At 67.2% G+C, this 22,448-nt stretch carries 23 protein-coding genes and 1 pseudogene; 10 read left to right on the forward strand and 14 right to left on the reverse strand.

Annotated features, from left to right (window positions below; genetic code table 11):
* Positions 1-16: 16 nt before the first annotated feature.
* A complete protein-coding gene (locus ACAM55_RS04755) occupies positions 17-649 on the forward strand; it encodes a response regulator transcription factor (protein WP_007837167.1) in 633 nt (210 codons plus the stop codon).
* 58 nt (positions 650-707) lie between these two features.
* Here the strand turns inward: ACAM55_RS04755 and ACAM55_RS04760 are convergent, their stop codons facing one another.
* Positions 708-1,112: a response regulator gene (locus ACAM55_RS04760; RefSeq protein WP_369656336.1), complete on the reverse strand. Its 405-nt coding sequence runs from the start codon at positions 1,110-1,112 to the stop codon at positions 708-710.
* Between the two features lie 231 nt (positions 1,113-1,343).
* Here ACAM55_RS04760 and ACAM55_RS04765 point away from each other — a divergent pair, with 231 nt between their 5' ends.
* Positions 1,344-3,374, forward strand: coding sequence for an AsmA family protein (locus ACAM55_RS04765; protein WP_369654907.1), 2,031 nt, complete (start codon positions 1,344-1,346; stop codon positions 3,372-3,374).
* Positions 3,375-3,415: 41 nt separating this feature from the next.
* Here ACAM55_RS04765 and ACAM55_RS04770 read toward each other — a convergent pair whose 3' ends face one another.
* From ACAM55_RS04770 to gpmA, 3 genes are all read right to left on the reverse strand, one after another.
* The gene (locus tag ACAM55_RS04770) at positions 3,416-4,177 is read right to left on the reverse strand and encodes a ThiF family adenylyltransferase (protein ID WP_369654908.1); all 762 of its coding nucleotides are present in this window, start codon (positions 4,175-4,177) and stop codon (positions 3,416-3,418) included.
* 35 nt (positions 4,178-4,212) lie between these two features.
* Entirely contained in the window at positions 4,213-5,655 is a 1,443-nt protein-coding gene (locus tag ACAM55_RS04775; RefSeq protein WP_028258792.1) for a S41 family peptidase, read from the reverse strand.
* A gap of 104 nt (positions 5,656-5,759) precedes the next feature.
* Positions 5,760-6,503, reverse strand: a complete 744-nt coding sequence (gpmA, locus tag ACAM55_RS04780; RefSeq protein WP_369654909.1) for a 2,3-diphosphoglycerate-dependent phosphoglycerate mutase — start codon at positions 6,501-6,503, stop codon at positions 5,760-5,762.
* 81 nt (positions 6,504-6,584) lie between these two features.
* Between gpmA and ACAM55_RS04785 the strand changes: the two genes are divergently transcribed.
* From ACAM55_RS04785 to nadA, 6 genes and pseudogenes are all read left to right on the forward strand, one after another.
* On the forward strand, positions 6,585-6,992 hold the full coding sequence (locus ACAM55_RS04785) for a rhodanese-like domain-containing protein (RefSeq protein WP_369656337.1): 408 nt from the start codon (positions 6,585-6,587) through the stop codon (positions 6,990-6,992).
* Positions 6,993-7,012: 20 nt separating this feature from the next.
* Entirely contained in the window at positions 7,013-7,273 is a 261-nt protein-coding gene (gene grxC / locus ACAM55_RS04790) for a glutaredoxin 3 (protein WP_369654910.1), read from the forward strand.
* A gap of 128 nt (positions 7,274-7,401) precedes the next feature.
* Positions 7,402-7,866 carry a protein-export chaperone SecB gene (gene secB / locus ACAM55_RS04795; protein WP_369654911.1) on the forward strand — a complete coding sequence of 155 codons (465 nt, stop codon included), beginning with the start codon at positions 7,402-7,404 and terminating at the stop codon, positions 7,864-7,866.
* A gap of 24 nt (positions 7,867-7,890) precedes the next feature.
* Complete coding sequence (locus ACAM55_RS04800; RefSeq protein WP_369654912.1) at positions 7,891-8,925, forward strand: NAD(P)H-dependent glycerol-3-phosphate dehydrogenase; 1,035 nt, start codon at positions 7,891-7,893, stop codon at positions 8,923-8,925.
* A 24-nt stretch (positions 8,926-8,949) separates the two neighbouring features.
* A pseudogene (gene nadC / locus ACAM55_RS04805) lies at positions 8,950-9,830 on the forward strand (carboxylating nicotinate-nucleotide diphosphorylase).
* Positions 9,831-9,836: 6 nt separating this feature from the next.
* Positions 9,837-10,955, forward strand: a complete 1,119-nt coding sequence (nadA, locus tag ACAM55_RS04810; protein WP_369654913.1) for a quinolinate synthase NadA — start codon at positions 9,837-9,839, stop codon at positions 10,953-10,955.
* A gap of 39 nt (positions 10,956-10,994) precedes the next feature.
* Here nadA and ACAM55_RS04815 read toward each other — a convergent pair whose 3' ends face one another.
* The 7 genes from ACAM55_RS04815 to ACAM55_RS04845 form a co-directional block, all read right to left on the reverse strand.
* Complete coding sequence (locus ACAM55_RS04815) at positions 10,995-11,357, reverse strand: 6-carboxytetrahydropterin synthase (RefSeq protein WP_093014906.1); 363 nt, start codon at positions 11,355-11,357, stop codon at positions 10,995-10,997.
* Positions 11,358-11,377: 20 nt separating this feature from the next.
* Complete coding sequence (gene queE / locus ACAM55_RS04820; protein WP_369654914.1) at positions 11,378-12,016, reverse strand: 7-carboxy-7-deazaguanine synthase; 639 nt, start codon at positions 12,014-12,016, stop codon at positions 11,378-11,380.
* Complete coding sequence (gene panC, locus ACAM55_RS04825) at positions 12,013-12,861, reverse strand: pantoate--beta-alanine ligase (protein ID WP_369654915.1); 849 nt, start codon at positions 12,859-12,861, stop codon at positions 12,013-12,015. Before panC ends, queE begins: the two co-directional genes overlap by 4 nt.
* A gap of 12 nt (positions 12,862-12,873) precedes the next feature.
* Complete coding sequence (gene panB / locus ACAM55_RS04830) at positions 12,874-13,767, reverse strand: 3-methyl-2-oxobutanoate hydroxymethyltransferase (protein WP_369654916.1); 894 nt, start codon at positions 13,765-13,767, stop codon at positions 12,874-12,876.
* A 71-nt stretch (positions 13,768-13,838) separates the two neighbouring features.
* Positions 13,839-15,410, reverse strand: a complete 1,572-nt coding sequence (nadB, locus tag ACAM55_RS04835) for an L-aspartate oxidase (RefSeq protein ID WP_369654917.1) — start codon at positions 15,408-15,410, stop codon at positions 13,839-13,841.
* A gap of 32 nt (positions 15,411-15,442) precedes the next feature.
* Positions 15,443-16,279: a ScpA family protein gene (locus ACAM55_RS04840; protein WP_369654918.1), complete on the reverse strand. Its 837-nt coding sequence runs from the start codon at positions 16,277-16,279 to the stop codon at positions 15,443-15,445.
* A 68-nt stretch (positions 16,280-16,347) separates the two neighbouring features.
* Positions 16,348-16,554, reverse strand: a complete 207-nt coding sequence (locus ACAM55_RS04845) for a DUF3460 family protein (RefSeq protein ID WP_093014922.1) — start codon at positions 16,552-16,554, stop codon at positions 16,348-16,350.
* A 39-nt stretch (positions 16,555-16,593) separates the two neighbouring features.
* Here ACAM55_RS04845 and ACAM55_RS04850 point away from each other — a divergent pair, with 39 nt between their 5' ends.
* Positions 16,594-17,097, forward strand: a complete 504-nt coding sequence (locus tag ACAM55_RS04850) for an outer membrane protein assembly factor BamE (protein ID WP_369654919.1) — start codon at positions 16,594-16,596, stop codon at positions 17,095-17,097.
* Here the strand turns inward: ACAM55_RS04850 and ACAM55_RS04855 are convergent.
* The 3 genes from ACAM55_RS04855 to metG are packed head-to-tail and all read right to left on the reverse strand — an operon-like array spanning position 17,094 to position 21,128.
* Positions 17,094-18,770, reverse strand: a complete 1,677-nt coding sequence (locus ACAM55_RS04855) for a SulP family inorganic anion transporter (protein WP_369654920.1) — start codon at positions 18,768-18,770, stop codon at positions 17,094-17,096. The genes ACAM55_RS04850 and ACAM55_RS04855 overlap by 4 nt on opposite strands.
* A gap of 41 nt (positions 18,771-18,811) precedes the next feature.
* Positions 18,812-19,009: a hypothetical protein gene (locus ACAM55_RS04860; protein WP_369654921.1), complete on the reverse strand. Its 198-nt coding sequence runs from the start codon at positions 19,007-19,009 to the stop codon at positions 18,812-18,814.
* Between the two features lie 16 nt (positions 19,010-19,025).
* Entirely contained in the window at positions 19,026-21,128 is a 2,103-nt protein-coding gene (gene metG, locus ACAM55_RS04865) for a methionine--tRNA ligase (protein WP_369654922.1), read from the reverse strand.
* Positions 21,129-21,397: 269 nt separating this feature from the next.
* Here metG and ACAM55_RS04870 point away from each other — a divergent pair, with 269 nt between their 5' ends.
* Complete coding sequence (locus tag ACAM55_RS04870; RefSeq protein WP_369654923.1) at positions 21,398-22,429, forward strand: isocitrate/isopropylmalate dehydrogenase family protein; 1,032 nt, start codon at positions 21,398-21,400, stop codon at positions 22,427-22,429.
* Positions 22,430-22,448: the final 19 nt, after the last annotated feature.

Below are 22,448 nucleotides of genomic sequence, written 5' to 3' on the forward strand. Positions count from 1 at the left end.
ACGAAGAAAGTAACAGATGATCAAAATTGGAATTGTGGACGACCACGCCATCGTGAGATCTGGCCTGAGGCAGTTCTTCTCCGAACACGTCGACTTGCGCGTGGCCGGTGAAGCCGCCAGTGGCCGCGAAGCCATCGAACTGGTGCGCACCACCGAACTCGACGTGCTGGTGATGGACCTTTCCATGCCCGGGCAGAGCGGCATCGACGCGCTTGCCATGATCCGCGCCAAGGCGCCGGACGTGGGCATCCTGATCCTGAGTGGCTACCCCGAAGAGCACTACGCGATGAATCTCATCCGGCAGGGCGCGAGCGGGTACCTCAACAAGGAATGCGACCCGATCGAGATCGTCAATGCGATTCGCACCATCTCGCTCGGCCGCCGCTACATCACGCCAGCCGTGGCGGAGTTGCTCGCACGCCAGCTCGACCGCAAGGACGATGCTGCGCCGCACGAACAACTGTCGGAGCGGGAGTTCCAGGTGTTCCTGAAACTTGCCAAGGGCGAAACCGCGGGCGATATTGCCAAGACGCTGTCGCTGTCGGTCAAGACCGTCAGCACCTACCGGACGCGCCTGATGGAGAAGATGAACCTGTCTTCCAACAGCGACCTCACGTACTACGCGCTGAAGAACAAGCTCATCGATTGAGGGCGAAAGCCCCGTGTCGAAGAAGAAGCGGCCCGTTGCGGCCGCTTTTTTATTTTCTTCAGCCCGGGTTCGCGGCGGGGCGGTGAGCCGCTGCCTCGAGGATGCAGAAGTCGACCAGTGCGTCGATCTCGTTCGACTTGTCGAACACCGCATCGACACCGAATTCGGCGCAGCGCCGCCGGATGTCGGGCGTCGCATAGTTGCTGAGCACCACCACCTTCTGATTGGCCCGGCGCGTGGTGCAGGCCTGGAGCACGCCGAGCCCGCTGCCTTGCTTGAGAAAAAGATCGACCACCGCCAAATCCCACTCTTCGCTATGGTCGTGCAGCCACTGCCTCGCATGTGCTTCGGTTTCGGCAAAGCCGACGACCGTCGTGCAGGTAAGTTCTTCCAGAGTGCCAATGAGGTTTTCACGGATCGTGGGGTTGTCTTCGACGATATAGGTCTGCAATCTGGTATCCATGCCGAACCGCGCTTCCTCTGACGTTGGCAGGTGTCTGCGAACTCCTGCTGGCGAGTGTCTGCGCATTGAGATTGATGCCTCGCCGGCAAGCATCATGCAGGGTTCGGGGGAAGCGTGTTGTAGGCGGGTTCTGACGAAGCCGCTTTATCTCTTCATTCGTAGGCAATGGCTCACGGTTTTTGCGGTCCGCTGCCGACCCGCGAAGCGCCGCGACCGGTTTATTCACACGGGATGGCATCGAATGTCCTCCTTCGCAAACGGCTTCGCAACGGACCGCTCTGGCTCGAAGTGCTGGGGGCCTTCTTGCTGCTGCTCGCCCTGCTGGCGGTGGTGCTGGCGTTCTTTCCGTGGGACACGCTGCGCGAACCCCTGAACCGCTATGTCAGCGAAAAGACCGGGCGCAAGTTCGAGATCACGCGCCGGCTCGACGTCGGGCTCGGGCTGCGCGGAGCCACCATCAAGGCCGACGGCATCGAGTTCGCCAATCCGCCGTGGGCGCGCGACCCCTACCTGGTCAAGGCCGAGCGCGCCGAATTCGACATCCGCCTCTGGCCCCTCATCAGGCAGAAGGTCGTGATTCCGCGGCTGGCGCTCGTCTCGCCAACGCTGGGCCTTCAGATGGAGGCCGACGGGCGCCGTACCTGGGCGCTTGGCAAGGACACCTCCGATCCTGGCACGGTGCCCGTCATCGGCCTGATGGAGGTCGACGGCGGCGCGGTTGATTTCCTGGCCAAGCACCTCGGGGTCGACATGCACGCGGACGTGAGCTACGACTCCAGCCGCGGCGACCTGCCGCTCAGCTATCGCGTCAAAGGCCGTTACAAGGGCCAGTCGCTGACGGCCGAAGGGCGCACGGGCAACGTGCTGCAGCTCAAGGCAGCCGGCGGGTCGCCGTTTCCGCTGGAAATCGATGGCGCGGCCGGCCAGACGCGCCTCAAGGCCTCGGGGACGGTGACCGACTTTGCCGAACTCGACGGCATCGACGCGAAGTTCGAACTCAAGGGCCAGACCCTCGGCGCCTTGTTCCCCTTGCTGGGCATTGCGCTGCCGGAGACCTCCCCTTATGCGCTGAGCGGCGACCTGCGCAAGCGCGGCAAGCAATGGGAGGTGGCCGGACTAAAGGGCAGGCTCGGCCTGTCCGACATCGCCGGCGACATGCGCTTCGACCAGGCGGGCCGCGTGCCGCACCTCGCGGGTGAACTGCGCTCCCGGGTGATGGACATGGACGACCTGGGCCCGCTCATCGGCCTGCCGCCCACCGAGCGGTCGGCCAAGGCGGTCGAAGGCGTGGCGCCGCCTCCCACCATCAAGCAGGTCAAGCGCGGCCGGGACACCAAGGTGCTGCCCACCGCCACCCTCGACTTCGACCGCCTGCGCGCCATGAACGCCGACGTGAAGTACGTGGCCGACCGGATCAAGAACGTGCGCGATATGCCGCTCGACCGTGGCAGCGTGCAGATCAAGCTGAACAACGGCGTGCTCGCGCTCGAGCCGCTCGACCTGGGCGTGGGCGGCGGCAAGCTGGCCGGCGCCATCCGCATCGACGCCACCCAGAACCCCGCGGACATCCGCGCGTCGCTCGAACTGCGCAACGTGCAGCTCAACCGACTGGTCCCGAAGATCGAGACCATGCGAAGCAGCTTCAGCAGGCTCGACGGCCGGATCAACCTCTCGGGCCGGGGAACCTCGGTGGCAAGCTGGCTCGGCGGCGCCTCGGGCGACGTCGCGGCGCTGACCGGGCGAGGGCGGTTCAGCAACCTCTTGCTCGAATTCATGGGGCTGGACGGCGCCGAGATCATCAAGTTCCTGCTGCGAGGCGACCAGAACGTCGAACTGCGCTGCGCCGCAATGGCCTTCGACGTCGACAAGGGCCTCATGACCAGCCGCAGCATGGTGCTGGACACCGAAGACACGGTCTTTTATGGCAGCGGCCAGGCCAACCTGGCCACCGAAAAGCTCGACTTCGTGGTTCGCCCCGAGCCCAAGGACAAAAGCTTCCTGTCGCTGCGCTCGCCGCTGGTCATCGGCGGCACCTTCGGGGCGCCGTCGGGCGGGGTGCAGGCTGCGCCATTGGCGGAGCGGGGCATCGCCGCACTGGTGCTGGGCGCGCTCAATCCGCTGTTGGCCCTGGCCGCCACCGTCGAAACGGGGCCGGGCGAGGATGCCGATTGCAAGGGTGTGCTGGCGCAAGCCAACAAACCCACAGCCGGTGCGGCGGCCGCGGGTGCGGCCAAGGCGAAAGGCGCGAAGCAGCAGCGCTGATGCAGCCCGCCCCCGCAGGAGGAGGGCGCCCGCCCTTGTCGTCAGGCGTCCGCTGCGCGGTTTGCGCAGACGATGCAATGCGGATCGCGCGCAACCTGCAACGTGTCGAACGCCGTGCGGCGCCCGTCGAACATCAGGAGCTTGCCCGCCAGCGACGGACCGATGCCCGCCAGCAGCTTGAGCGCTTCGCTGGCCTGCAGCGTGCCGATGGTGCCGACCACCGGGCCGAAAACGCCAAGCACCGCACAAAGCGTCTCCTCGAAGGCCGCGTCGGGCGGAAAGAGGCACGCATAGCAGGGAGAGGCGGGGTCGCGCGTGTCGTACACGCTCAGCTGGCCGTCGAAGCGGATGGCCGCTCCGGCCACCAGCGGCTTGGCGTGCGCCACGCAGGCGCGGTTGACGGCGTGACGGGTGGCAAAGTTGTCGCAGCAATCGAGCACCACGTCCGCCGCCGCGACCAGGCGCGAAAGCAGCGCCTCGTCCGCGCGCAGGGCGTGCGTCTCGATGGCGATGTCGGGGTTGATGCCGCGCATGGCCTCTGCGGCCGATTCGACCTTGGGGCGGCCCACGCGTGCGTTCGTGTGGGCGACCTGGCGCTGCAGGTTGGTGAGGTCGACCTCGTCGTCGTCCACCAGCACGATGTGCCCGACGCCGGCGGCTGCAAGGTACAGCGCCACGGGTGAACCCAGGCCGCCCGCGCCGATGACCAGCGCGTGCCCGGCACTGACGCGCTCCTGGCCGTCGATGCCGAACTCCTCGAGCAGGATGTGCCGCGAATAGCGCAGCAGGTCGTGATCGTCCATGCGCGCCTCGGCTCGCCCTTGGTCGCCGCGCGGCCTCAGTTTTCCTTCTTCTCTTCCTTGTTGTCGACGATGACCTGCGTCTTGCTCACGAGCACCGGCTGGCCCTTGAGGCGGTTGAGCGCCTGCACCAGCGGAAAGTCCTTGTCGGTGCCGAACTCGGGCACCTTGCGGTCCTGCGGCGGCTTCTTGGCTTCCTCTTCAAGGCGCTTGCGGGCTTCGTCGCGGGCCTTTTCGCGTTCCGGGTCCTTGGTCTCGGGGCCCTGGCCGCTGGCCAGGTGCTTCTCGAGGTCGGCCTCGCGCATGCGCAGGGCTGCGAAGGGGCTGCCCTCGGCGCTTTCGTCGACCAGCACGTTGGGCACGATGCCCTTGGCCTGGATCGAGGTTCCGCTCGGCGTGTAGTAGCGCGCCGTGGTGATCTTGAGGCCCGTGTCCGGTCCGAGCGGGCGCACCGTCTGCACCGAGCCCTTGCCGAAGGTCTGGCTGCCCATGACGGTGGCGCGCTTGTGGTCCTGCAGCGCACCGGCCACGATTTCGCTCGCAGAGGCCGAGCCTTCGTTCACCAGCACCACCAGCGGCACGGTCTTGAGCGCGGCGGGCAGGTTGCGCAGCGGATCGCTGCCGGAGCGGCGCTGGTAGAACTCGGGCGCCGCCTTGTAGACCGACTTGCTTTCGGCCAGCTGGCCGTCGGTGGACACCACCGTGACGTTTTCGGGCAGGAAGGCGGCCGAGATGGCCACCGCCGCGTCGAGCAGGCCGCCCGGGTCGTTGCGCAGGTCGAGCACCAGTCCCTTGAGGTTGGGCTCTTCCTTGTAGATGTCTTCGACCTTCTTCACGAAGTCGTCGACCGTGCGCTCCTGGAACTGCGACAGCCGGATCCAGCCGTAGCCCGGCTCCATGACCTTGCCGCGCACCGACTGGGTACGGATTTCTTCCCGAGTGATCGTGACCGGGAAGGTGCGGCTTTCGTCCTTGCGGAAGATGGTCAGCAGCACCTTGGTGTTGGCCTCGCCGCGCATGCGCTTGACGGCTTCGTTGAGCGACAGGCCGCGCACGGCGGTGTCATCGATCTTGGTGATCAGGTCGTTCGGCTTCAGGCCCGCGCGGAAGGCCGGGGAGCCCTCGATCGGCGACACCACCTTGATGAGGCCATCTTCCTGCGAGATCTCGATGCCCACGCCGACGAAGCGGCCGGTCGTGCCTTCCCTGAATTCCTTGAAGGACTTCTTGTCGAAGTACTGGGAATGCGGGTCGAGGCCGGCCACCATGCCGGAGATGGCGTCGGAAATGAGCTTTTTCTCGTCGACCGGCTCGACATAGTCGCTCTTGACCATCCCGAAAACGGCAGCGAGCTGCTGCAATTCCTCGAGCGGGAGCGGCGCAAGCGAGCCGCGCGCGACCGTCTGCAGCGAGACGGTGGTCAGGACGCCGGCCACGGCGCCAGCGGCGACCCAGCCGGTAATCTTCAATTTCTGGCCCATCATGAGTGATTGTCCTTGTCGGCTGTCGAGCCAATATACACAGCTTGGAAGCAAATTGCCTGCCGGGGTTCCACGGGGGAGCGCCGCCAAGGGTTTTCTTTTCTTCAGCCTTTGCCCTGCGACGCCACCGCCGCGGCGGCCTTCTCGGCGGCTGCGGCATCGCCCAGGTAGTAGTGCCGCAGCGGCTTGAGCTCGTCATCGAGCTCGTAGACCAGCGGAATGCCGTTCGGAATGTTCAGGCCGACGATGGCGTCGTCCGAAATGCCGTCCAGGTACTTGACCAGCGCCCGGATCGAATTGCCGTGCGCCGCCACCACCAGGCGGCGCCCGGCGCGGATGGCAGGTGCCATCGATTCGTTCCAGAACGGCAGCACGCGCGCCACCGTGTCCTTCAGGCACTCGGTCAGCGGAATCTGCTCGGGCGACAGCTTGGCGTAGCGGATGTCGCTGCGTTCGCTGCGCGGGTCGTCGGCTTCCAGCGGCGGAGGGGGGGTGTTGTAGCTGCGGCGCCAGACCAGCACCTGCTCGTCGCCGTATCTCTTGGCCGTTTCGGCCTTGTTCAGCCCCTGGAGGCCGCCGTAGTGGCGCTCGTTCAGGCGCCAGGAATGCACCACCGGCAGCCAGGTGCGGTCGAGTTCGTCCAGCGTGTGCCAGAGCGTGCGGGTGGCGCGCTTGAGCACGCTGGTGTAGGCCACGTCGAAATCGTAGCCCTCGGCCTTGAGCAGCCGGCCGGCCTGCTTGGCCTGCTCGATGCCGGTTTCGGTCAGGTCGACATCCGTCCATCCGGTAAAGCGGTTTTCGAGATTCCAGGTCGATTCGCCGTGGCGGATCAGTACCAGTTTGTGCATGTGGGAAGCCTTTGGCAGCGCTTGGGAAAACCAGCATTCTAAAATCCTGGGTTTGCCATCCAAGGAACCCCCGTGAAATTGATCGAATTCGTCACCGCCAACTGGATGCTGATCCTGATCGCGCTCAGCTCGGGTGGCATGCTGGCCTGGCCGCTGGTTCGCGGCGCCGGCGGCGGCACGCTCACGGCCCAGGGAGCGGTGCATCTCATCAACCGCGAACGCGCGGTGCTGGTCGATGTGCGCGAACCCGAAGAGTTCGCCACCGGCCACATGATCGGCGCCAAGAACGTGCCCCTGAACCAGCTCGAAGAAAAGCTGACCGGCGCGGTCAAGAACAAGAACGTGCCGGTGCTGCTGGTGTGCGCCACCGGAGCCCGCGCCCAGCGCGCCGTGGCCATGGCCAAGAAACTCGGCTACGAGCAGGCCCAAGCCGTCTCTGGCGGCCTCAAGGCCTGGAAAGAGGCCAACCTGCCGGTTGAAAAAGCCTGAATCTCCCTGAGATACATCCCATGCAAGCCGTCAAGATGTACACCACCGCCGTCTGCCCCTACTGCATTCGCGCGAAGCAAATCCTCAAGTCCAAGGGTGTCGAGCAGATCGAAGAAATCCGCATCGACAGTGACCCCGCAGCCCGCAGCACCATGATGGAGATCACCCAGCGGCGCACAGTGCCGCAGATCTTCATCGGCGACACCCACGTGGGCGGCTGCGACGACCTGATGGCGCTCGACAGCCGCGGCGGCCTGATTCCGCTCTTGCAGGGCGCCTGATACACATAGCAGCCGGACGTCACGGAAGCGATCCGGGCGTCGGGCGATAATCGCCTGCTCATTCATCTGCAGCCCGCTGCGGGAACCTCTCCCCGGCGGGCATTGTTTTGATCCTCGAAAGTTCAGCCATGGCCGACCAGCAAGCCCAAGATCCCGTTTTCCAGATCCAGCGCGTCTACCTCAAGGACCTGTCGCTCGAACAGCCGAATTCGCCCGCCATCCTGCTCGAGCAGGAGCAGCCCACCGTCGACATCCAGCTTGGCGTGGACGCCCAGCCGGTGGCTGAAGGCATCTTCGAAATCACCGTGTCGGCCACCGTGCAGACCAAGATCCAGGACAGGACCGTGTTCCTGGTCGAAGCCAAGCAAGCTGGCATCTTCGAGATCCGCAACCTGCCCGAAGACCAGATGGGCCCGATCCTCGGCATTGCCTGCCCGCAGATCGTCTATCCCTACCTGCGCGGCAACGTGGCCGACGTGATCCAGCGCGGCGGCTTCCCGCCCGTGCACCTGGCGGAAATCAACTTCCAGGCGATGTACGAGCAGCAGCAGGCTCAGGCTGCCGGCCAGCCCTCGCCGACCCTCGCGCAGTAACCTGGCACAACGCCGCCAACGCCGATGAAGATCTGCGTTCATGGCGCCGGTGCCTGGGGCACGGCACTGGCCGTCAACGCGGCGGGCCGCCACGAGGTCACGCTCTGGGCGCGCGATGCGGCGCAGGCCGCCGCGATCGCGACCGCGCGCGAAAATGTCCGCTACCTGCCCGGCCTGGCCTTGCCGCCCTCGCTCATGGTGCGGGCCGGCGATCTCCGCCAGGCCCGGGCGGGCGCCGAACTCGTCATCGTCGCCACGCCCATGGCCGCCTTGCGCCAGCAGCTCACGGACTTGCGCGGCACGACCGCGCCGGTGGCGTGGCTGTGCAAGGGCGTGGAGCCTGCGCTTGACCAATCCCCTGCCTCCTTTGGTTTGCTGGCCCACGAGATATGGGCGCAGGTTGCTCCTGAATTGCTAGCGGGCGTGCTCAGCGGGCCGAGCTTTGCACAAGAAGTCGCCGAAGGCCGGCCCACCGCGCTGGTGGCCGCGAGCCCGCATGCGGCGGTGCGCGAGGCGCTGGTCGAAGCCTTCCATGGACCGGCCCTGCGCGTCTACGCCAACGACGACATCGTGGGTGTCGAAGTCGGCGGCGCGGTCAAGAACGTGCTGGCCATTGCCACCGGCCTTTGCGACGGACTGGCGCTGGGGCTCAATGCGCGCGCCGCGCTCATCACGCGCGGCCTGGCGGAAATGACGCGCTTCGGCTTGGCGCTCGGTGCGCGCGCCGAGACTTTCATGGGCCTTTCCGGCCTTGGCGACCTGGTGCTGACCTCGACCGGCGACTTGTCGCGCAACCGCAAGGTCGGCCTGCTGCTGGCGCAGGGACGCACCCTGGCAGAGGCCGTGGCTTCGCTGGGGCACGTGGCCGAAGGCGTCTATTGCGCACGCACAGTGGTGCAGCGTGCGCGGGGCCTGGGGGTGGAAATGCCCATCGCCGAGGGCGTGGTCGCACTGCTCGACGGCAAGCTGAGCCCGAAGGAGGCCGTTGCCTCGCTGACCGGCCGCGATCCGGTGCCCGAGTCGGTGCTCGCGCCCGCGGACCCGCGCGTTTCACCCTGACAAGACTGAAGAGACAAGAAAGCCATGAGCCTTCGCTTTGATTTTTCGGCGCCGGCCGTGGCCGCGCTGGCCCTGGCCGATGCCACCCGTGCCCTCGATGAAGACGTGGCCGACGGCGACCTGACCGCTTCGCTGGTCGATCCCGGCCGCCGGGCCCTTGCCCGCGTGCTGGCGCGCGAGGCGGCCGTGGTCTGCGGTGCGCCCTGGGTCGAAGCCACCGTACGGCAGCTCGATCCAGAGGCCCGCATCCGCTGGCTGTGCGGCGAGGGCGAGCGCTGCGCGGCCGACCAGGTCGTGCTCGAAATCGAGGGCAGTGCCCGCGCGCTGCTGACGGCCGAGCGTACCGCGCTCAATTTTCTTCAGCTGCTGAGCGCGGTGTCCACCAAGACCGCCCTGTACGCCGATGCGGTTCGCGGCACGCGCGCCCGCATCGTCGACACCCGCAAGACCCTGCCGGGCCTGCGGCTGGCGCAGAAATACGCGGTGCGCACCGGCGGCGGCCTGAACCACCGCATCGGCCTTTACGACGCGGTGCTCATCAAGGAAAACCACATCGCCGCGGCCGGCGGCGTGCGGCGGCGCTGCGTGCCGTGGCGCCGGTGGCGCAGCGCGCGGCCTTCGTCGAGGTCGAGGTCGAAACGCTGGCGCAACTGCGCGAAGCGCTGGAAGCCGGCGCGCGCATGGTGCTGCTCGACAACATGGATCTGCCGACCCTGCGCGAGGCGGTTCGCATCAACGACGAGGTTGGCGCCGACCGCAAGGCCGTGCTCGAAATATCCGGCGGCGTGACGCTCGAGGGCCTGCGCACCCTGGCCGAAACCGGTGTCGACCGCATCTCGGTCGGTACGTTGACCAAGGACATCAAGGCCATCGACTACTCGATGCGCTTCCAACCCGAGCACTGAACCGCCATGGCGACCGCTTCCGTCATCGACGTCGACTACGAACAGCCCGCGGCGCAAGGCGCCGTCTGCGACACCCGCCACGCCTGGGCGCGCGTGCCGCCCGAGCCCTCGCCCGGCGAGCGCGTCGCACTCAAGGAGCGTATCCGCCGTCTCTTGCGCGACCGCAATGCGGTGATGGTCTCGCACTTCTACGTCCACCCTGACCTGCAGGACCTGGCTGAGGAAACCGGTGGCATCGTGAGCGATTCGCTCGAGATGGCGCGCTTCGGCCGCGACCATGCCGCCACCACGCTGGTGGTGTCGGGCGTGCGCTTCATGGGCGAGACCGCCAAGATCCTCTCGCCCGAGAAGCGCGTGCTGATGCCCGACCTGGACGCCAACTGCTCGCTCGACCTGGGCTGCCCGGTCGACGAATTCAGCGCCTTCTGCGACCAGCACCCCGACCGCACCGTGGTCGTCTATGCCAACACCAGCGCGGCCGTGAAGGCGCGCGCCGACTGGCTCGTCACGTCGAGCTGCGCGCTCGACGTGGTGAGCGCGCTGCACGCACAGGGCCGCAAGATCCTCTGGGGCCCCGACCGCCACCTGGGCGACTACATCCAGCGGCAGACCGGCGCCGACATGGTGAGCTGGAACGGCGCCTGCATCGTGCATGACGAGTTCAAGGCGCTGGAGCTCGACCTGCTCATGAAAGAGCATCCTTCGGCGAAGGTGCTGGTGCATCCGGAATCGCCGGCCGACGTGATCGCGTTGGCGGATGCGGTCGGCTCGACCTCCGCGATCCTGAATGCGGCACGGTGCCTGGACGCGAAGGAATTCATCGTCGCCACCGACACCGGCATGCTGCACAAGCTGCGTACGCTGAACCCCGGCAAGACCTTCATCGAAGCACCGACCGCCGGCAATGGCGGCACCTGCAAGAGCTGCGCGCATTGCCCGTGGATGGCGATGAACGGGCTGGTGGAACTGGCGAACGCACTCGAGACCGGTGCGGGCGAGATCCACGTCGATCCGGCGCTCGGGTTGCGGGCGCGGGTCCCGATCGACCGGATGCTGGCGTTCACCGCCGGGCTGAAGAACGGCCAACCGGCAGGCAGCCTGATCGCAGGCATCGGCGCCGCCTGAGGTCTTGTCCCTCTCCCCAAGGGGAGAGGGAGCAAACCCTCAGAACTCCAGCGTGCAGCTGTCGCCCAGCGCCTCGCGCCACACCCGCACCCGCGCGAGCGACGCGTGGAATTCCGGCAGCGCATCGGCAATGAAAAGGCAGAGGTTCTCCAGCGTCGGCGGATGCAGTCCCGCCACGTCGTCCAGCAGGTGGTGGTCCAGCAGTTCGCGCACCTCGTCCAGCCGGCGGCGCAGCAGCCCCAGGTCGATCACCATGCCCGTCACCGGATCGCGCTGGCCCGAAAGCCAGACTTCCGCGTGGTAGGTGTGGCCGTGGATGCGGCGGCTGCCTTCGACCTCGATGTCGCGCTTCAGTGTGTGCGCGGCGTCGAAGAAAAAGCGTTGGCTGATGGTGAATCGCATTTGAAAAAGTCTCTCCGCGCTCAGCGGATGCCAGTGATCTTGTGGGTCTGGACGCTGAGCCGCCAGGTGGGGTGGCGCATGCACTCGGCAATGCACAGTTCGGTGTTGGCCGCGCGGTCGGGGCCGTCCATCGGCTGCAGGAAGCGGTGGGTGAACTCGCCGGTCCCCGCCATCGTGTCGAGGTCGAACCCGGTCTGCGGCCACACCAGCTTCAGTTCCTGTCCGCGCTGCTGCACCCAGGGCGCACCGGCCTTGGGGCTGATGCAGAGCCAGTCGATGCCTTCGGGCGCCACGACGGTGCCGTTGCTTTCGACCGCGATGCGAAAGCGCCGCGCATGCAAGGCGTCGACCAGCGCTGCATCCACCTGCAGCAGCGGCTCGCCGCCGGTCAGCACCACCAGGCGGTGCTCGGCGTCGTTCGCCGGCCACTGTGCGGCGATGGTGTCGGCGAGTTGGCCGGCATCCTTGAACTTGCCGCCGAGCGTGCCGTCGGTGCCGACAAAGTCGGTGTCGCAGAAACGGCAGACGGCGGTGGCGCGGTCTTCCTCGCGGCCGCTCCACAGGTTGCAGCCGGCGAAGCGGCAGAACACGGCCGGCATGCCCGCCTGGCCGCCTTCGCCCTGCAGGGTGTAGAAGATTTCCTTGACGCTGTAGGTCATGAAGCCTGTGCCTCGATCTCGAGGTTATCGATCAGCCGCGTGCCGCCCAGCCGTGCCGCGGCGAGCGCCACCAGCGGCTCGCCGGCCAGATCGGAAGTGGGCGCCTGCAGATCGGAACGGCGCCGCAGCACAAGATAGTCCGGCTGCCAGCCGCGCTGTGCCAGCGCCTGCATTGCCCGCGCTTCGATCGAGGCCAAATCGCGTTCGCCGGCTTGCACGGCTTGGGCCATCGCCTTCAGCGCTTTCGAGAGCTGCACGGCCTCCGCGCGCTCGGCCGCGCTCAGGTAGCCGTTGCGCGACGACAGCGCCAGGCCGTCGTCGGCGCGGAAGGTCTCGCCGCCCACGATCTCGATGGGCAGCGCGAACTGCCGCACCATGTGGCGGATCGCCATCAGCTGCTGGTAGTCCTTCTTGCCGAACACGGCCACGCGCGGCTGCACGCAACTGAAGAGCTTCATCACCACCGTGCACACGCCCACGAAGAAGCCGGGGCGGAAGTGGCCTTCGAGGATGTCGGCCAGTGCCGGGTCCGGATGCACCTTGCAGGTTTGCGGCTCGGGGTAGAGCGCCTTCTCATCGGGCGCGAACAGCACGTCGCAGCCGGCCGCGCGCAGCTTCTCGCAGTCGCTGTCCCAGGTGCGCGGGTAGGTGTCGAAATCCTCGTGCGGCAGAAACTGCAGGCGGTTGACGAAGATGCTCGCCACCGTCACGTCGCCCAGCGGCCTGGCCTGCCTGATCAGCGCCAGGTGGCCGTCGTGCAGGTTGCCCATGGTGGGGACGAAGGCGGGGCGCTTGAAGGCGGCCAGATGGTCGCGCAGCTCGGCGATGGTGTGTGCGATGTACATGGTCTCGGTTCCTTACCAGGCGTGGAGTTGGTCGTCGGGGAAGCTGCCGTCCTTGACGGCCTGCACGTAGGCTTTGAGGGCGGGCAGCACGCCCGGCGCGTCGGCCATGAAGTTGCGCACGAACTTCGGCATCTTGCCGAGGTTGATGCCCAGCATGTCGTGCAACACCAGCACCTGGCCGGCGGTGGCCTTGCCCGCACCGATGCCGATGGTGGCGCAATGCTTCAGTTCGGCCGTGAGCTCGGCGGCCAACGCGGCCGGCACCATCTCGAGCACCAGCATCGCGGCGCCCGCGTCCTGCAGCGCGTGGGCCTGCTGCTTCAGCAGCGTGCCGGCGGCGTCGCCCTTGCCCTGCACGCGGTAGCCGCCGAGTGCATGCACCGTCTGCGGCGTCAGGCCCAGGTGCGCGCAGACCGGAATGCCGCGCTCGACCAGGAAGCGCACCGTCTCGGTGGTCCAGCCACCGCCTTCGAGCTTGACCATGTGCGCGCCGGCCTGCATCAGCACCGTGGCGCTGCGCAATGCCTGCTCGCGCGATTCCTGGTAGCTGCCGAAGGGCAGGTCGGCAATCAGCCAGGCCGTGCCTTGCACGCGGCGCAGGCCGCGCGAAACGCTGTCGGTGTGATAGCGCATGGTGTCCAGGCTCACGCCCACGGTGCTGTTCAGGCCCTGGCAGACCATGCCGAGCGAATCGCCGACCAGGAGGCAGTCGATGCCCGCCGCGTCGGCCATGGCCGCGAAGGTGGCGTCGTAGGCCGTGAGCATGGCGATCTTTTCGCCGCGCGCATGCATGTCGGCCAGGCGCGGCAGGCTCACGGGCTTGCGCGAGGCAAGCGGGGAGGCCGGCGGCAGCGTGCCGTAGGGCGAGGCCGGGGGTGTTTCAGCGATGGGCGTGGTGTTCGACATGGTTGGGTTTCTCCCTGCGGGCGTCGGTGGCCGGGCATCCTTGAGTGAAGAAAGCGAAGCGGGTGGGTCGGTCAGTCGGCCGGCGGCACCAGCACCGTGGGTGCGGTGGGCTCGGCGAGCGAAGGATAGTCGCGGCTGAAATGCAGGCCACGGCTCTCGTGGCGGGCCTGCGCGGAGCGCACGATCAGCTCGGCCACCTGCACCAGGTTGCGCAGTTCGAGCAGGTCGCGCGTGACATGGAAGTTCGCATAGAACTCCTGGATCTCTGCCTGCAGCAGCGCGATGCGATGGCTCGCGCGCTCCAGGCGCTTGTTGGTGCGCACGATGCCCACGTAGTCCCACATGAAGCGGCGCAGTTCGTCCCAGTTGTGGGAGATGACCACGGACTCGTCGGCGTCCGTGACGCGGCTGTCGTCCCAGGCGGGCAGCTCGGCGCTGCCGCGCGCCGGTGCCGCGGCGATGGCGCCGGCCGCGGCGCGCGCGAACACCATGCACTCGACCAGCGAGTTGCTGGCGAGGCGGTTGGCGCCGTGCAGGCCGGTGCAGGCGGTTTCGCCGATGGCATAGAGGCCGGGAACATCGGTGCGCCCGGCGAGGTCGCTCAGCACGCCGCCGCAGGTGTAGTGCGCGGCCGGCACCACCGGAATGGGCTCGCGCGTGATGTCGATGCCCAGTTCCGCGCAGCGCGCGAGGATGTTGGGGAAGTGTTCCTTCAGGAAGGCCGGGCTCTGGTGCGAGATGTCGAGGTACACGCAGTCCAGCCCGTGCTTCTTCATCTCGAAGTCGATGGCGCGGGCCACCACGTCGCGCGGTGCGAGTTCGGCGCGCCCGTCGTGCTTCGGCATGAAGCGCGTGCCGTCGGGCAGTTTGAGCAGCCCGCCTTCGCCGCGCACCGCCTCGCTGATCAGGAAGGACTTTGCGTGCGGGTGGTAAAGGCACGTGGGGTGGAACTGGATGAACTCCATGTTCGACACCCGGCAGCCCGCGCGCCACGCGGCGGCAATGCCGTCGCCGGTGGCGGTGTCGGGGTTGGTCGTGTACAGGTACACCTTGCCCGCGCCGCCGGTGGCCAGGATGGTGTGCGGGGCGCGGAAGGCCAGCACCTCGTCGGTCTCGTCGTCCAGCGCGTAGAGGCCCAGGCAGGCCGGGTCATCGAGCCCGATCTTGGGCCCCGTGATCAGGTCGACCAGCGTGTGATGCTCGAACAGCGTGATGTTCGGCATGCGGCGTACCCGCTCGATCAGCACCTGCTGCACGGCCGCGCCGGTCGCGTCGGTCACGTGCACGATGCGGCGCTGGCTGTGGCCGCCCTCGCGCGTCAGGTGCAGGCCGCCGCCTTCTTCGGAGAACGGCACGCCGAGCTCGCGCAGCCAGCCGATGGCTTCGGGCGCATGCTCGACCACGAAGCGCGTGGCCTCGGGGTCGCAAAGGCCCGCACCGGCCACCAGCGTGTCGTCCACGTGGGCGTCGAAGCTGTCGCCCGTGGCCAGCACCGCCGCGATGCCGCCCTGCGCCCAGGCGCTGGAGCCGTCGTTCAAGGCGCGCTTGGTCAGCACGGCCACGCGGTGCGCGGGCGCCAGGTGCAAGGCGGCCGAGAGGCCTGCCAGGCCGCTGCCGACGATGAGGACGTCGAAGTCGTGCACGACGGAATTCCCGAAAGTAGGGGGTGGGGGACTCAGGCCGGTGAGTAGGCCAGCCGCACGTAGATGGGGGCGAAGGCCTCGGCCTGCGTGATGTCGATCAGCGTTTCCTTGGCGAGCTCGAGCATCGCGATGAAGGTGACGATCAGCACCGGCGCACCGCGCGACGGGTCGAACAGTTTCTCGAACTCGACGAAGCGCTGACCCTGCAGGTGGCGCAGCACGATGCTCATGTGCTCGCGCACGTTGAGTTCCTCGCGCGAGATCTTGTGGTGCTGCACGAGCTTGGCGCGCTTCATGATGTCGGCCCACGCGTCGCGCAGCTCGATCACGTTCATGTCGGGAAAGCGGGGCTTGAGCGATTGCTCGATGTAGACCTGCCCCTTCCAGAAGTCGCGCCCGTAGGTCGGCATGGCGCTGATGGCGGCGGCCTGCAGCTTGGTCTGCTCGTATTCGAGCAGGCGGCGCACCAGCTCCGCGCGCGGGTCTTCTGCCTCTTCGCCTTCCGCCACCTTCTTGGGCGGCAGCAGCATGCGCGACTTGATCTCGATCAGCATCGCGGCCATCAGCAGATACTCGGCCGCGAGTTCGAGATTGGTCTGGCGAATCTCGTCGACGTAGCTCAGGTACTGGCGCGTGAGCCCCGCCATCGGGATGTCGAGAATGTTGAAGTTCTGCTTCCTGATCAGGTAGAGCAGCAGGTCCAGCGGACCTTCGAAGGCTTCGAGAAAGACCTGCAGCGCTTCCGGCGGGATGTACAGGTCCTTCGGCATCGCGAACAACGGCTCGCCATAGAGCCTGGCGAGCGCGACCTGGTCGACCACCTCGGGCATGCTGGCCACGAGCGTGTCGTTGTCCTCGTTGCCCTTCATCGGGTGCTTGCTATCATTTCAATAGCTGCAGGCGATGAGGACCAACGATGGATGCCGGCTGGGCACCATTACTTGACTTGGGTCTGGTAGACGTACGGCTGCTGCGGTACGTTGGCCTCGCTGTATTCCTCGAGCAGGCTGCGGTCGAGGTGCTTGTCCCACAGCAGGGCGCGGCCGGCGCGCTGTTCGGCTTCCAGCGTCGGCTTCTTTTCTTTCATCTCCTCGATGAAGCTGGTGATCTCGGAGGTGTAGTGGGGGCGGCGGAAGATGGACATAGACTGGACCTTTGAAGCGCGAATTTTACCGGGGATGGCATGAAGCGACGACAACAGTGGCGGATCGGCTTTGCAACAGCGTTATTGGGAGTGGTGATCGGGCTTTCGGGATGCGACCCGCAGCGCATCGGCGAACTCGAAGAGGGCGTCTCGACCGAGGCCGACGTGCGGGCCCGATTCGGCCCGCCCGAGAACATCTGGGACGCGCCCAACGGCCGCGTGTTCGAGTACAACCGCCAGCCGCAGGGCCAGAAGAACTACATGATCACCATCGGCGCCGACGGCAAGATGAGCGCGCTGCGCCAGGTGCTGACGCCCGAGAACTTCGCCAAGGTGCAGCCGGGCATGATGATGGAAGACCTGCGCAAGCTGCTCGGCAAACCCGCCAAGGTCACGCCCTACGCGCTCAGGCGCGAAACCGAATGGGAGTGGCGCTGGGTCCAGCCGCCCAATTCGCCCATGGTGTTCACCGCCACGCTCAACGACGACCAGCGCGTGGTGCGCAGCGGCTCCTCGCCCGACCGGAGCACCGAGGCGAACTAGCCTTCCGCCGCGTGCGGCTGGCCGCTCGTCAGCTCATCGGCGAATCCCGAGCGCACGATCACCTCGAGCGGCTGCGGCTGCAGAGACTCCAGGCGCAGCAGCCCGCCGCGCGCCAGCACCGCGCGGTGCAGCTGGCGCAGCGCATCGACGCCGGTCGCGTCAAGATAGATGAGGTGCGTGGCGTCGAGCACCACCGTCATGCCGCGCGGCGCGCTCTCGGCCGCGTTCACCGCCTCGTCCAGCTTGGCCGCGGCCCCGAAGAACAGCGCGCCGTAGAGCCGATAAGTGAGAACCGGCGGTTGCATCGTGACCAGCTCGACGCTGAAAAGCTCGCTCATGCGCCGGACGAAGAGGGCGCAAGCGAGCACGATGCCCACCTGCACCGCCACCGTCAGGTCGAACACGACCGTGAGAAAGAAGGTGCCGAGCATCAGCAGCCGGTAGTGGCGGCTGAAATGCCGCAGCTGCCCCGGCGTGAACTCGCGCCATTCGCCCATGTTCAGGCCCACGAACACGAGGATGCCCGCCAGCACCGCGAGCGGCACGTGGCGCGCCAGCGGCGCGGCCAGCAGCACCACCACCATCAGCGTGATCGCATGCACGATGCCCGCAATCGGCGAACTGCCGCCCGAGCGGATGTTGGTCACGGTGCGCGCGATGGTGCCGGTGGCCGGCATGCCGCCGAAGAAGGGCGTGACCAGGTTGGCAATGCCCTGTGCCATCAGCTCCTGGTTCGGGTCGTGGCGCGGCTGGTCGCTCAGCTGGTCGGCCACACGGGCGCACAGCAGCGATTCGATGGCGCCCAGCAGCGCGATGGTCAGCGTCGGCGTGACCAGCTGCTTGACCGTTTCCCACGAGAAGTCGGGCAGCGCGAAGGTCGGGCCGCCCTCGGGAATGCCGCCGAAGCGCGTGCCGATGGTCTCCACCGGCAGCTCGAAACCCCACGACACCAGCGTGAGCGTGACCAGCGCCACGATGGGCCCCGGCAGGCGCGCGCCCACCTGCACCGCGCGCGAGCGCGCCATGCGGCCCGCCAGGCGCTGCACCGCGTGGCCGACCTTCGATTCGCTCCGCAGCAGCATCGGCCACACCGCCAGGCCGAGCACGCAGGCCAGCCCCAGCCCGAAGGCGTAGGGGTTGAAGGTACCGATCTGCAGCGCCATGGCATGCAGCTGCGAGAACACGTCCGCCGGCATCTTGGCCACCGTGAGCCCGAGCAGGTCCTTGAGCTGCGACAGCAGGATCAGCACCGCAATGCCGTTGGTGAAGCCGACCACGATCGACAGCGGCACGAAACGCACCAGCCGGCCGAGCCCGAACAGCCCCGCCGCGAACAGCAGCACCCCGGCGCAGGCGGTCGATATCAGCAGGTTCGCCACGCCGTAGCGTTCGACGATGCCGTAGACAATCACGATGAACGCGCCGGCGGGACCGCCGATCTGCACCGCCGAGCCGCCCAGCAGCGAAATCAGGAACCCCGCGATGATCGCTGTCCAGATGCCGGCCTCGGGCTTGAGCCCCGAGGCGATGGCAAACGCCATGGCCAGCGGCAGCGCCACGATGCCGACCGTGGCGCCCGCGCCCAGGTCCTTGAAAAAGCGTGTCCGGTCGTAGCCCGCCAGCGCGTCCAGCAGGCGCGGGCGAAAGCGGGTGATGTTCAGCGGTGACTGCATGGGGCACCCATTGTGTACCCCGCGCCGGCGCGGTCCGCCGTTCAGTCGCTGTCGGGGATCACCGCATCGGCCGCCGCGCCCACCGCCTTGCCGGTGATGCGCGCGGTGCCAATGGCCGCATCCGCTGCGAGGCCGACCGCGCTGGCCCCCACGCTCACGGCGGTGCCCGCCACGGTCACCACCGCGCAGCCGCTCAGCATGGCGGCGAACGACAGCAGCAGGAGGGTGCGCTTCAGCATGGGACGGTCCTCTCGGTCAGCGAACCCGCATGCCGGGCGTGGCGCCGGGCCAGGGTTCCAGCACATGGATGCCGGGGTTGGCTTTTTCGTCGCCATGGCTGGCGGCCAGCACCATGCCTTCGCTGATGCCGAACTTCATCTTGCGCGGCGCCAGGTTGGCGACCAGCACCGTGAGCTTGCCCACGAGCTGCTCGGGCTCATAGGCCGATGCGATGCCGCTGAACACGTTGCGGGTCTTGCCCTCGCCGGCGTCCAGGGTCAGCCGCAGGAGCTTGGTCGAGCCCTCGACCTTCTCGCAGGCCACGATCTTCGCGATGCGCAGGTCGATCTTCGCGAAGTCGTCGATGGTGATGATGGGCGCAATGGCCTCGCCACCCGGCAGCGCGCCGGCCGCCGCGTCCGCGTCCGCGTCAGCGGCAGGCGCCGGTTCGGAGGGTTCGAAGAGCTTGTCGACCATCTTGGCGTCGGCCCGCTGCATCAGGTGCTTGTAGTCGCCGATGGCATGGCCCACGGGCAGCGCCTGCGCGGCATCGGCCCAGGTGAGCGGCGCGATCTTGAGGAAGGCCTCGACGTTCACGGCGAGCGCCGGCAGCACCGGCTTCAGGTACAGCGTGAGCAGGCGGAAGGCCTCGATGCACACCGTGCACACGTCGTGCAGCCGCGCCTGCTGGCCTTCCTTCTTGGCCAGCTCCCAGGGCTTGTTCTGGTCGACGTATTCGTTCACCTTGTCGGCCAGCGCCATCACCTCGCGCAGCGCGCGGGCGTAGTCGCGGCCGTCGTAGAGCGAATGCAGCTGCGGCGCCGCGTCGCGCAGCGCGAACAGCAGCGCGTCGCCGTCGGCCGACACCTCGCCCAGCTGGCCGCCGAAGCGCTTGCCGATGAAGCCCGCTGCGCGGCTCGCGATGTTGATGTACTTGCCCACGAGGTCGCTGTTGACGCGTGCCACGAAATCCTCGGGGTTGAAGTCGATGTCCTCGTTGCGGCCGTTGAGCTTGGCCGCGATGTAGTAGCGCAGCCACTCGGGGTCCAGGCCGATCGAGAGGTACTTGAGCGGGTCGATGCCCGTACCGCGGCTCTTGCTCATCTTCTCGCCGCTGACGGTCAGGTGGCCGTGTACGTACACAGCGTCGGGCGCCTTGCGGCCGCTGAAATGCAGCATCGCGGGCCAGAACAGCGTGTGGAAGGTGATGATGTCCTTGCCGATGAAGTGCACCTGCTCCAGGTCGGGATCGGCCATGTACTCGGTGTACGAGATGCCGTCGCCGCCGAGTTCGATGCAGCGCTTGTCGAGCAGGTTCTTCAGCGAGGCCAGGTAGCCCACCGGGGCGTCCAGCCACACGTAGAAGTACTTGCCCGGCGCATCGGGAATCTCGATGCCGAAGTAGGGCGCGTCGCGGCTGATGTCCCAGTCGCCGAGGCCGCCCTTGCCTTCGTCGTCCTTGTAGAGCCACTCGCGGATCTTGTTCTGCACCTCGGGCTGCACGTGGCCGGCGGCGGTGGTCCATTCCTTCAGGTAGGCCTCGCAGCGCGGGTCCGAGAGCTTGAAGAAGAAGTGCTCCGAGCTGCGAAGCTCCGGCTTGGCACCCGACAAAGCCGAATAGGGGTTGATCAGCTCGGTGGGCGCGTACACGGCGCCGCACACCTCGCAGTTGTCGCCGTACTGGTCCTTCGAGTGGCAGCTGGGGCATTCGCCCTTGATGAACCGGTCGGCCAGGAACATGCCCTTGGCGGGGTCGTAGAACTGCTCGACGCTCTTGGTGCTGATGAAGCCATTGGCGCGCAGGTCGCGGTAGATGTCCTGCGCGAGCTGGTGGTTCTCGGGCGCGTCCGTCGAGTGCCAGTTGTCGAACGAGATGTAGTAGCCGTCGAGGTAGGGCTTGCGGCCCGCCGCGATCTCGGCCACGAAGGCCTGCGGCGTCACGCCGGCCTTGTCGGCCGCGATGGTGATGGCCGCGCCGTGCGCGTCGTCGGCGCACACGAAGTTGACCTCGGCGCCATTCATTCGCTGGTTCCGCACCCAGATGTCGGCCTGGATGTATTCCATCATGTGGCCGATATGGAACTTGCCGTTGGCGTAGGGCAGGGCGGTGGTAACGAAGAGCTTGCGCGGGGCGGACATCGGGAAGGGCGCTTTCGGGAGTGGCGAACTTGCTGGCAACGAAGGCGGCCTGGGGCCGCATTCGGGAACCGGGCATTTTAGGTGGCGGCACCGCACCTTGCCGAACACCCCCGATCCCGGAGCTCCGCCACGCGTCGCCGGACCCCAGTGACCCGAACGGCGCCGGGGTGTCTCCGGCGCGACGTATGCTCCACCCCGCGCGTTTCGCCACGCTCCCTTCCATATGGCGAAGAGATATACAAGACAGATATACAGAAAGCGAGTCTCCGATGACCACCCCCATTTCCGCAACCCTGATTCCCGGCGATGGCATCGGCCCCGAAATCGTCGACGCCACCCTGGCCGCGCTCGATGCGCTGAAGGCGCCCTTCGAGTGGGACCGCCAGATTGCCGGCCTCGGCGGCGTCCAGGCTTCGGGCGATCCGCTGCCGCAAGCCACGCTGGACAGCATCCGCCGCACCCGCCTGGCCCTCAAGGGGCCGCTGGAGACGCCGTCGGGCGGCGGCTACCGCTCGTCGAACGTGCGGCTGCGCGAAGAATTCCAGCTCTATGCCAACCTGCGCCCCGCGCGCACCATCATTCCGGGCGGCCGCTTCGACAAGATCGATCTGATGGTCGTGCGCGAGAACCTCGAGGGCCTGTACATCGGCCATGAGCACTATGTGCGCATCGACGGCGACCCGCATGCCGTGGGCATGGCCACCGGCATCAACACGCGCCAGGGGTGCCTGCGCCTGCTCGAATACGCTTTCGAGACCGCCGTTGCCACCGGGCGCAAGAAGGTCACGCTGGTCCACAAGGCCAACATCATGAAGGTGCTGACCGGCCTGTTCCTCGAGACCGGCCTCCGGCTCTATGAAGAGAAGTACAAGGGCAAGTTCGAGCTCGACACGATCATCGTCGACGCCTGCGCGATGAAGCTGGTGCTCAATCCCTGGCAGTTCGACATGCTGGTGACGACCAACCTGTTCGGCGACATCCTGTCCGACCTGGTGGCGGGCCTGGTCGGCGGCCTGGGCATGGCGCCGGGGGCCAACATCGGCGCCGATGCGGCGATCTTCGAGGCCGTGCACGGCTCGGCGCCCGACATTGCCGGCAAGGGCATTGCCAACCCCACCGCACTGCTGCTGGCCGCCGCACTGATGCTCGAGCACGTCAGGCTGCCCGAGCTGGCCACGCGCCTGCGCAAGGCCATCGACGACACGCTCAACATCGACAAGGTGCGCACCGGCGACCTCGGCGGCACCGCGGGCACGGCAGCGTTCACGAAAGCACTGGTCAGCCGCATCCAGAACGGCTGAAGCGGAGGCGGCTTCCCGG

Origin of the sequence: Variovorax sp. V213, from assembly GCF_041154455.1 — a bacterium.
Lineage (GTDB): Bacteria > Pseudomonadota > Gammaproteobacteria > Burkholderiales > Burkholderiaceae_C > Variovorax.

Coding starts and splice junctions, on each gene's coding strand:
- ACAM55_RS04840 (WP_369654918.1), bottom strand. CDS start 16,279: ATGAAGGGCAACGAGGACAACGACACGCTCGTGGCCAGCATGCCCGAG.
- ACAM55_RS04855 (WP_369654920.1), bottom strand. CDS start 18,770: ATGCAGTCACCGCTGAACATCACCCGCTTTCGCCCGCGCCTGCTGGAC.
- ACAM55_RS04775 (WP_028258792.1), bottom strand. CDS start 5,655: ATGGGCCAGAAATTGAAGATTACCGGCTGGGTCGCCGCTGGCGCCGTG.
- ACAM55_RS04850 (WP_369654919.1), top strand. CDS start 16,594: ATGAAGCGACGACAACAGTGGCGGATCGGCTTTGCAACAGCGTTATTG.
- queE (WP_369654914.1), bottom strand. CDS start 12,016: ATGACCTACAGCGTCAAGGAAATCTTCTACACCCTGCAGGGCGAAGGC.
- ACAM55_RS04760 (WP_369656336.1), bottom strand. CDS start 1,112: ATGGATACCAGATTGCAGACCTATATCGTCGAAGACAACCCCACGATC.
- panB (WP_369654916.1), bottom strand. CDS start 13,767: ATGTCGAACACCACGCCCATCGCTGAAACACCCCCGGCCTCGCCCTAC.
- ACAM55_RS04815 (WP_093014906.1), bottom strand. CDS start 11,357: ATGCGATTCACCATCAGCCAACGCTTTTTCTTCGACGCCGCGCACACA.
- nadA (WP_369654913.1), top strand. CDS start 9,837: ATGGCGACCGCTTCCGTCATCGACGTCGACTACGAACAGCCCGCGGCG.
- panC (WP_369654915.1), bottom strand. CDS start 12,861: ATGTACATCGCACACACCATCGCCGAGCTGCGCGACCATCTGGCCGCC.
- ACAM55_RS04870 (WP_369654923.1), top strand. CDS start 21,398: ATGACCACCCCCATTTCCGCAACCCTGATTCCCGGCGATGGCATCGGC.
- ACAM55_RS04755 (WP_007837167.1), top strand. CDS start 17: ATGATCAAAATTGGAATTGTGGACGACCACGCCATCGTGAGATCTGGC.
- ACAM55_RS04770 (WP_369654908.1), bottom strand. CDS start 4,177: ATGGACGATCACGACCTGCTGCGCTATTCGCGGCACATCCTGCTCGAG.
- metG (WP_369654922.1), bottom strand. CDS start 21,128: ATGTCCGCCCCGCGCAAGCTCTTCGTTACCACCGCCCTGCCCTACGCC.
- grxC (WP_369654910.1), top strand. CDS start 7,013: ATGCAAGCCGTCAAGATGTACACCACCGCCGTCTGCCCCTACTGCATT.
- ACAM55_RS04845 (WP_093014922.1), bottom strand. CDS start 16,554: ATGTCCATCTTCCGCCGCCCCCACTACACCTCCGAGATCACCAGCTTC.
- ACAM55_RS04800 (WP_369654912.1), top strand. CDS start 7,891: ATGAAGATCTGCGTTCATGGCGCCGGTGCCTGGGGCACGGCACTGGCC.
- secB (WP_369654911.1), top strand. CDS start 7,402: ATGGCCGACCAGCAAGCCCAAGATCCCGTTTTCCAGATCCAGCGCGTC.
- ACAM55_RS04765 (WP_369654907.1), top strand. CDS start 1,344: ATGGCATCGAATGTCCTCCTTCGCAAACGGCTTCGCAACGGACCGCTC.
- gpmA (WP_369654909.1), bottom strand. CDS start 6,503: ATGCACAAACTGGTACTGATCCGCCACGGCGAATCGACCTGGAATCTC.
- ACAM55_RS04860 (WP_369654921.1), bottom strand. CDS start 19,009: ATGCTGAAGCGCACCCTCCTGCTGCTGTCGTTCGCCGCCATGCTGAGC.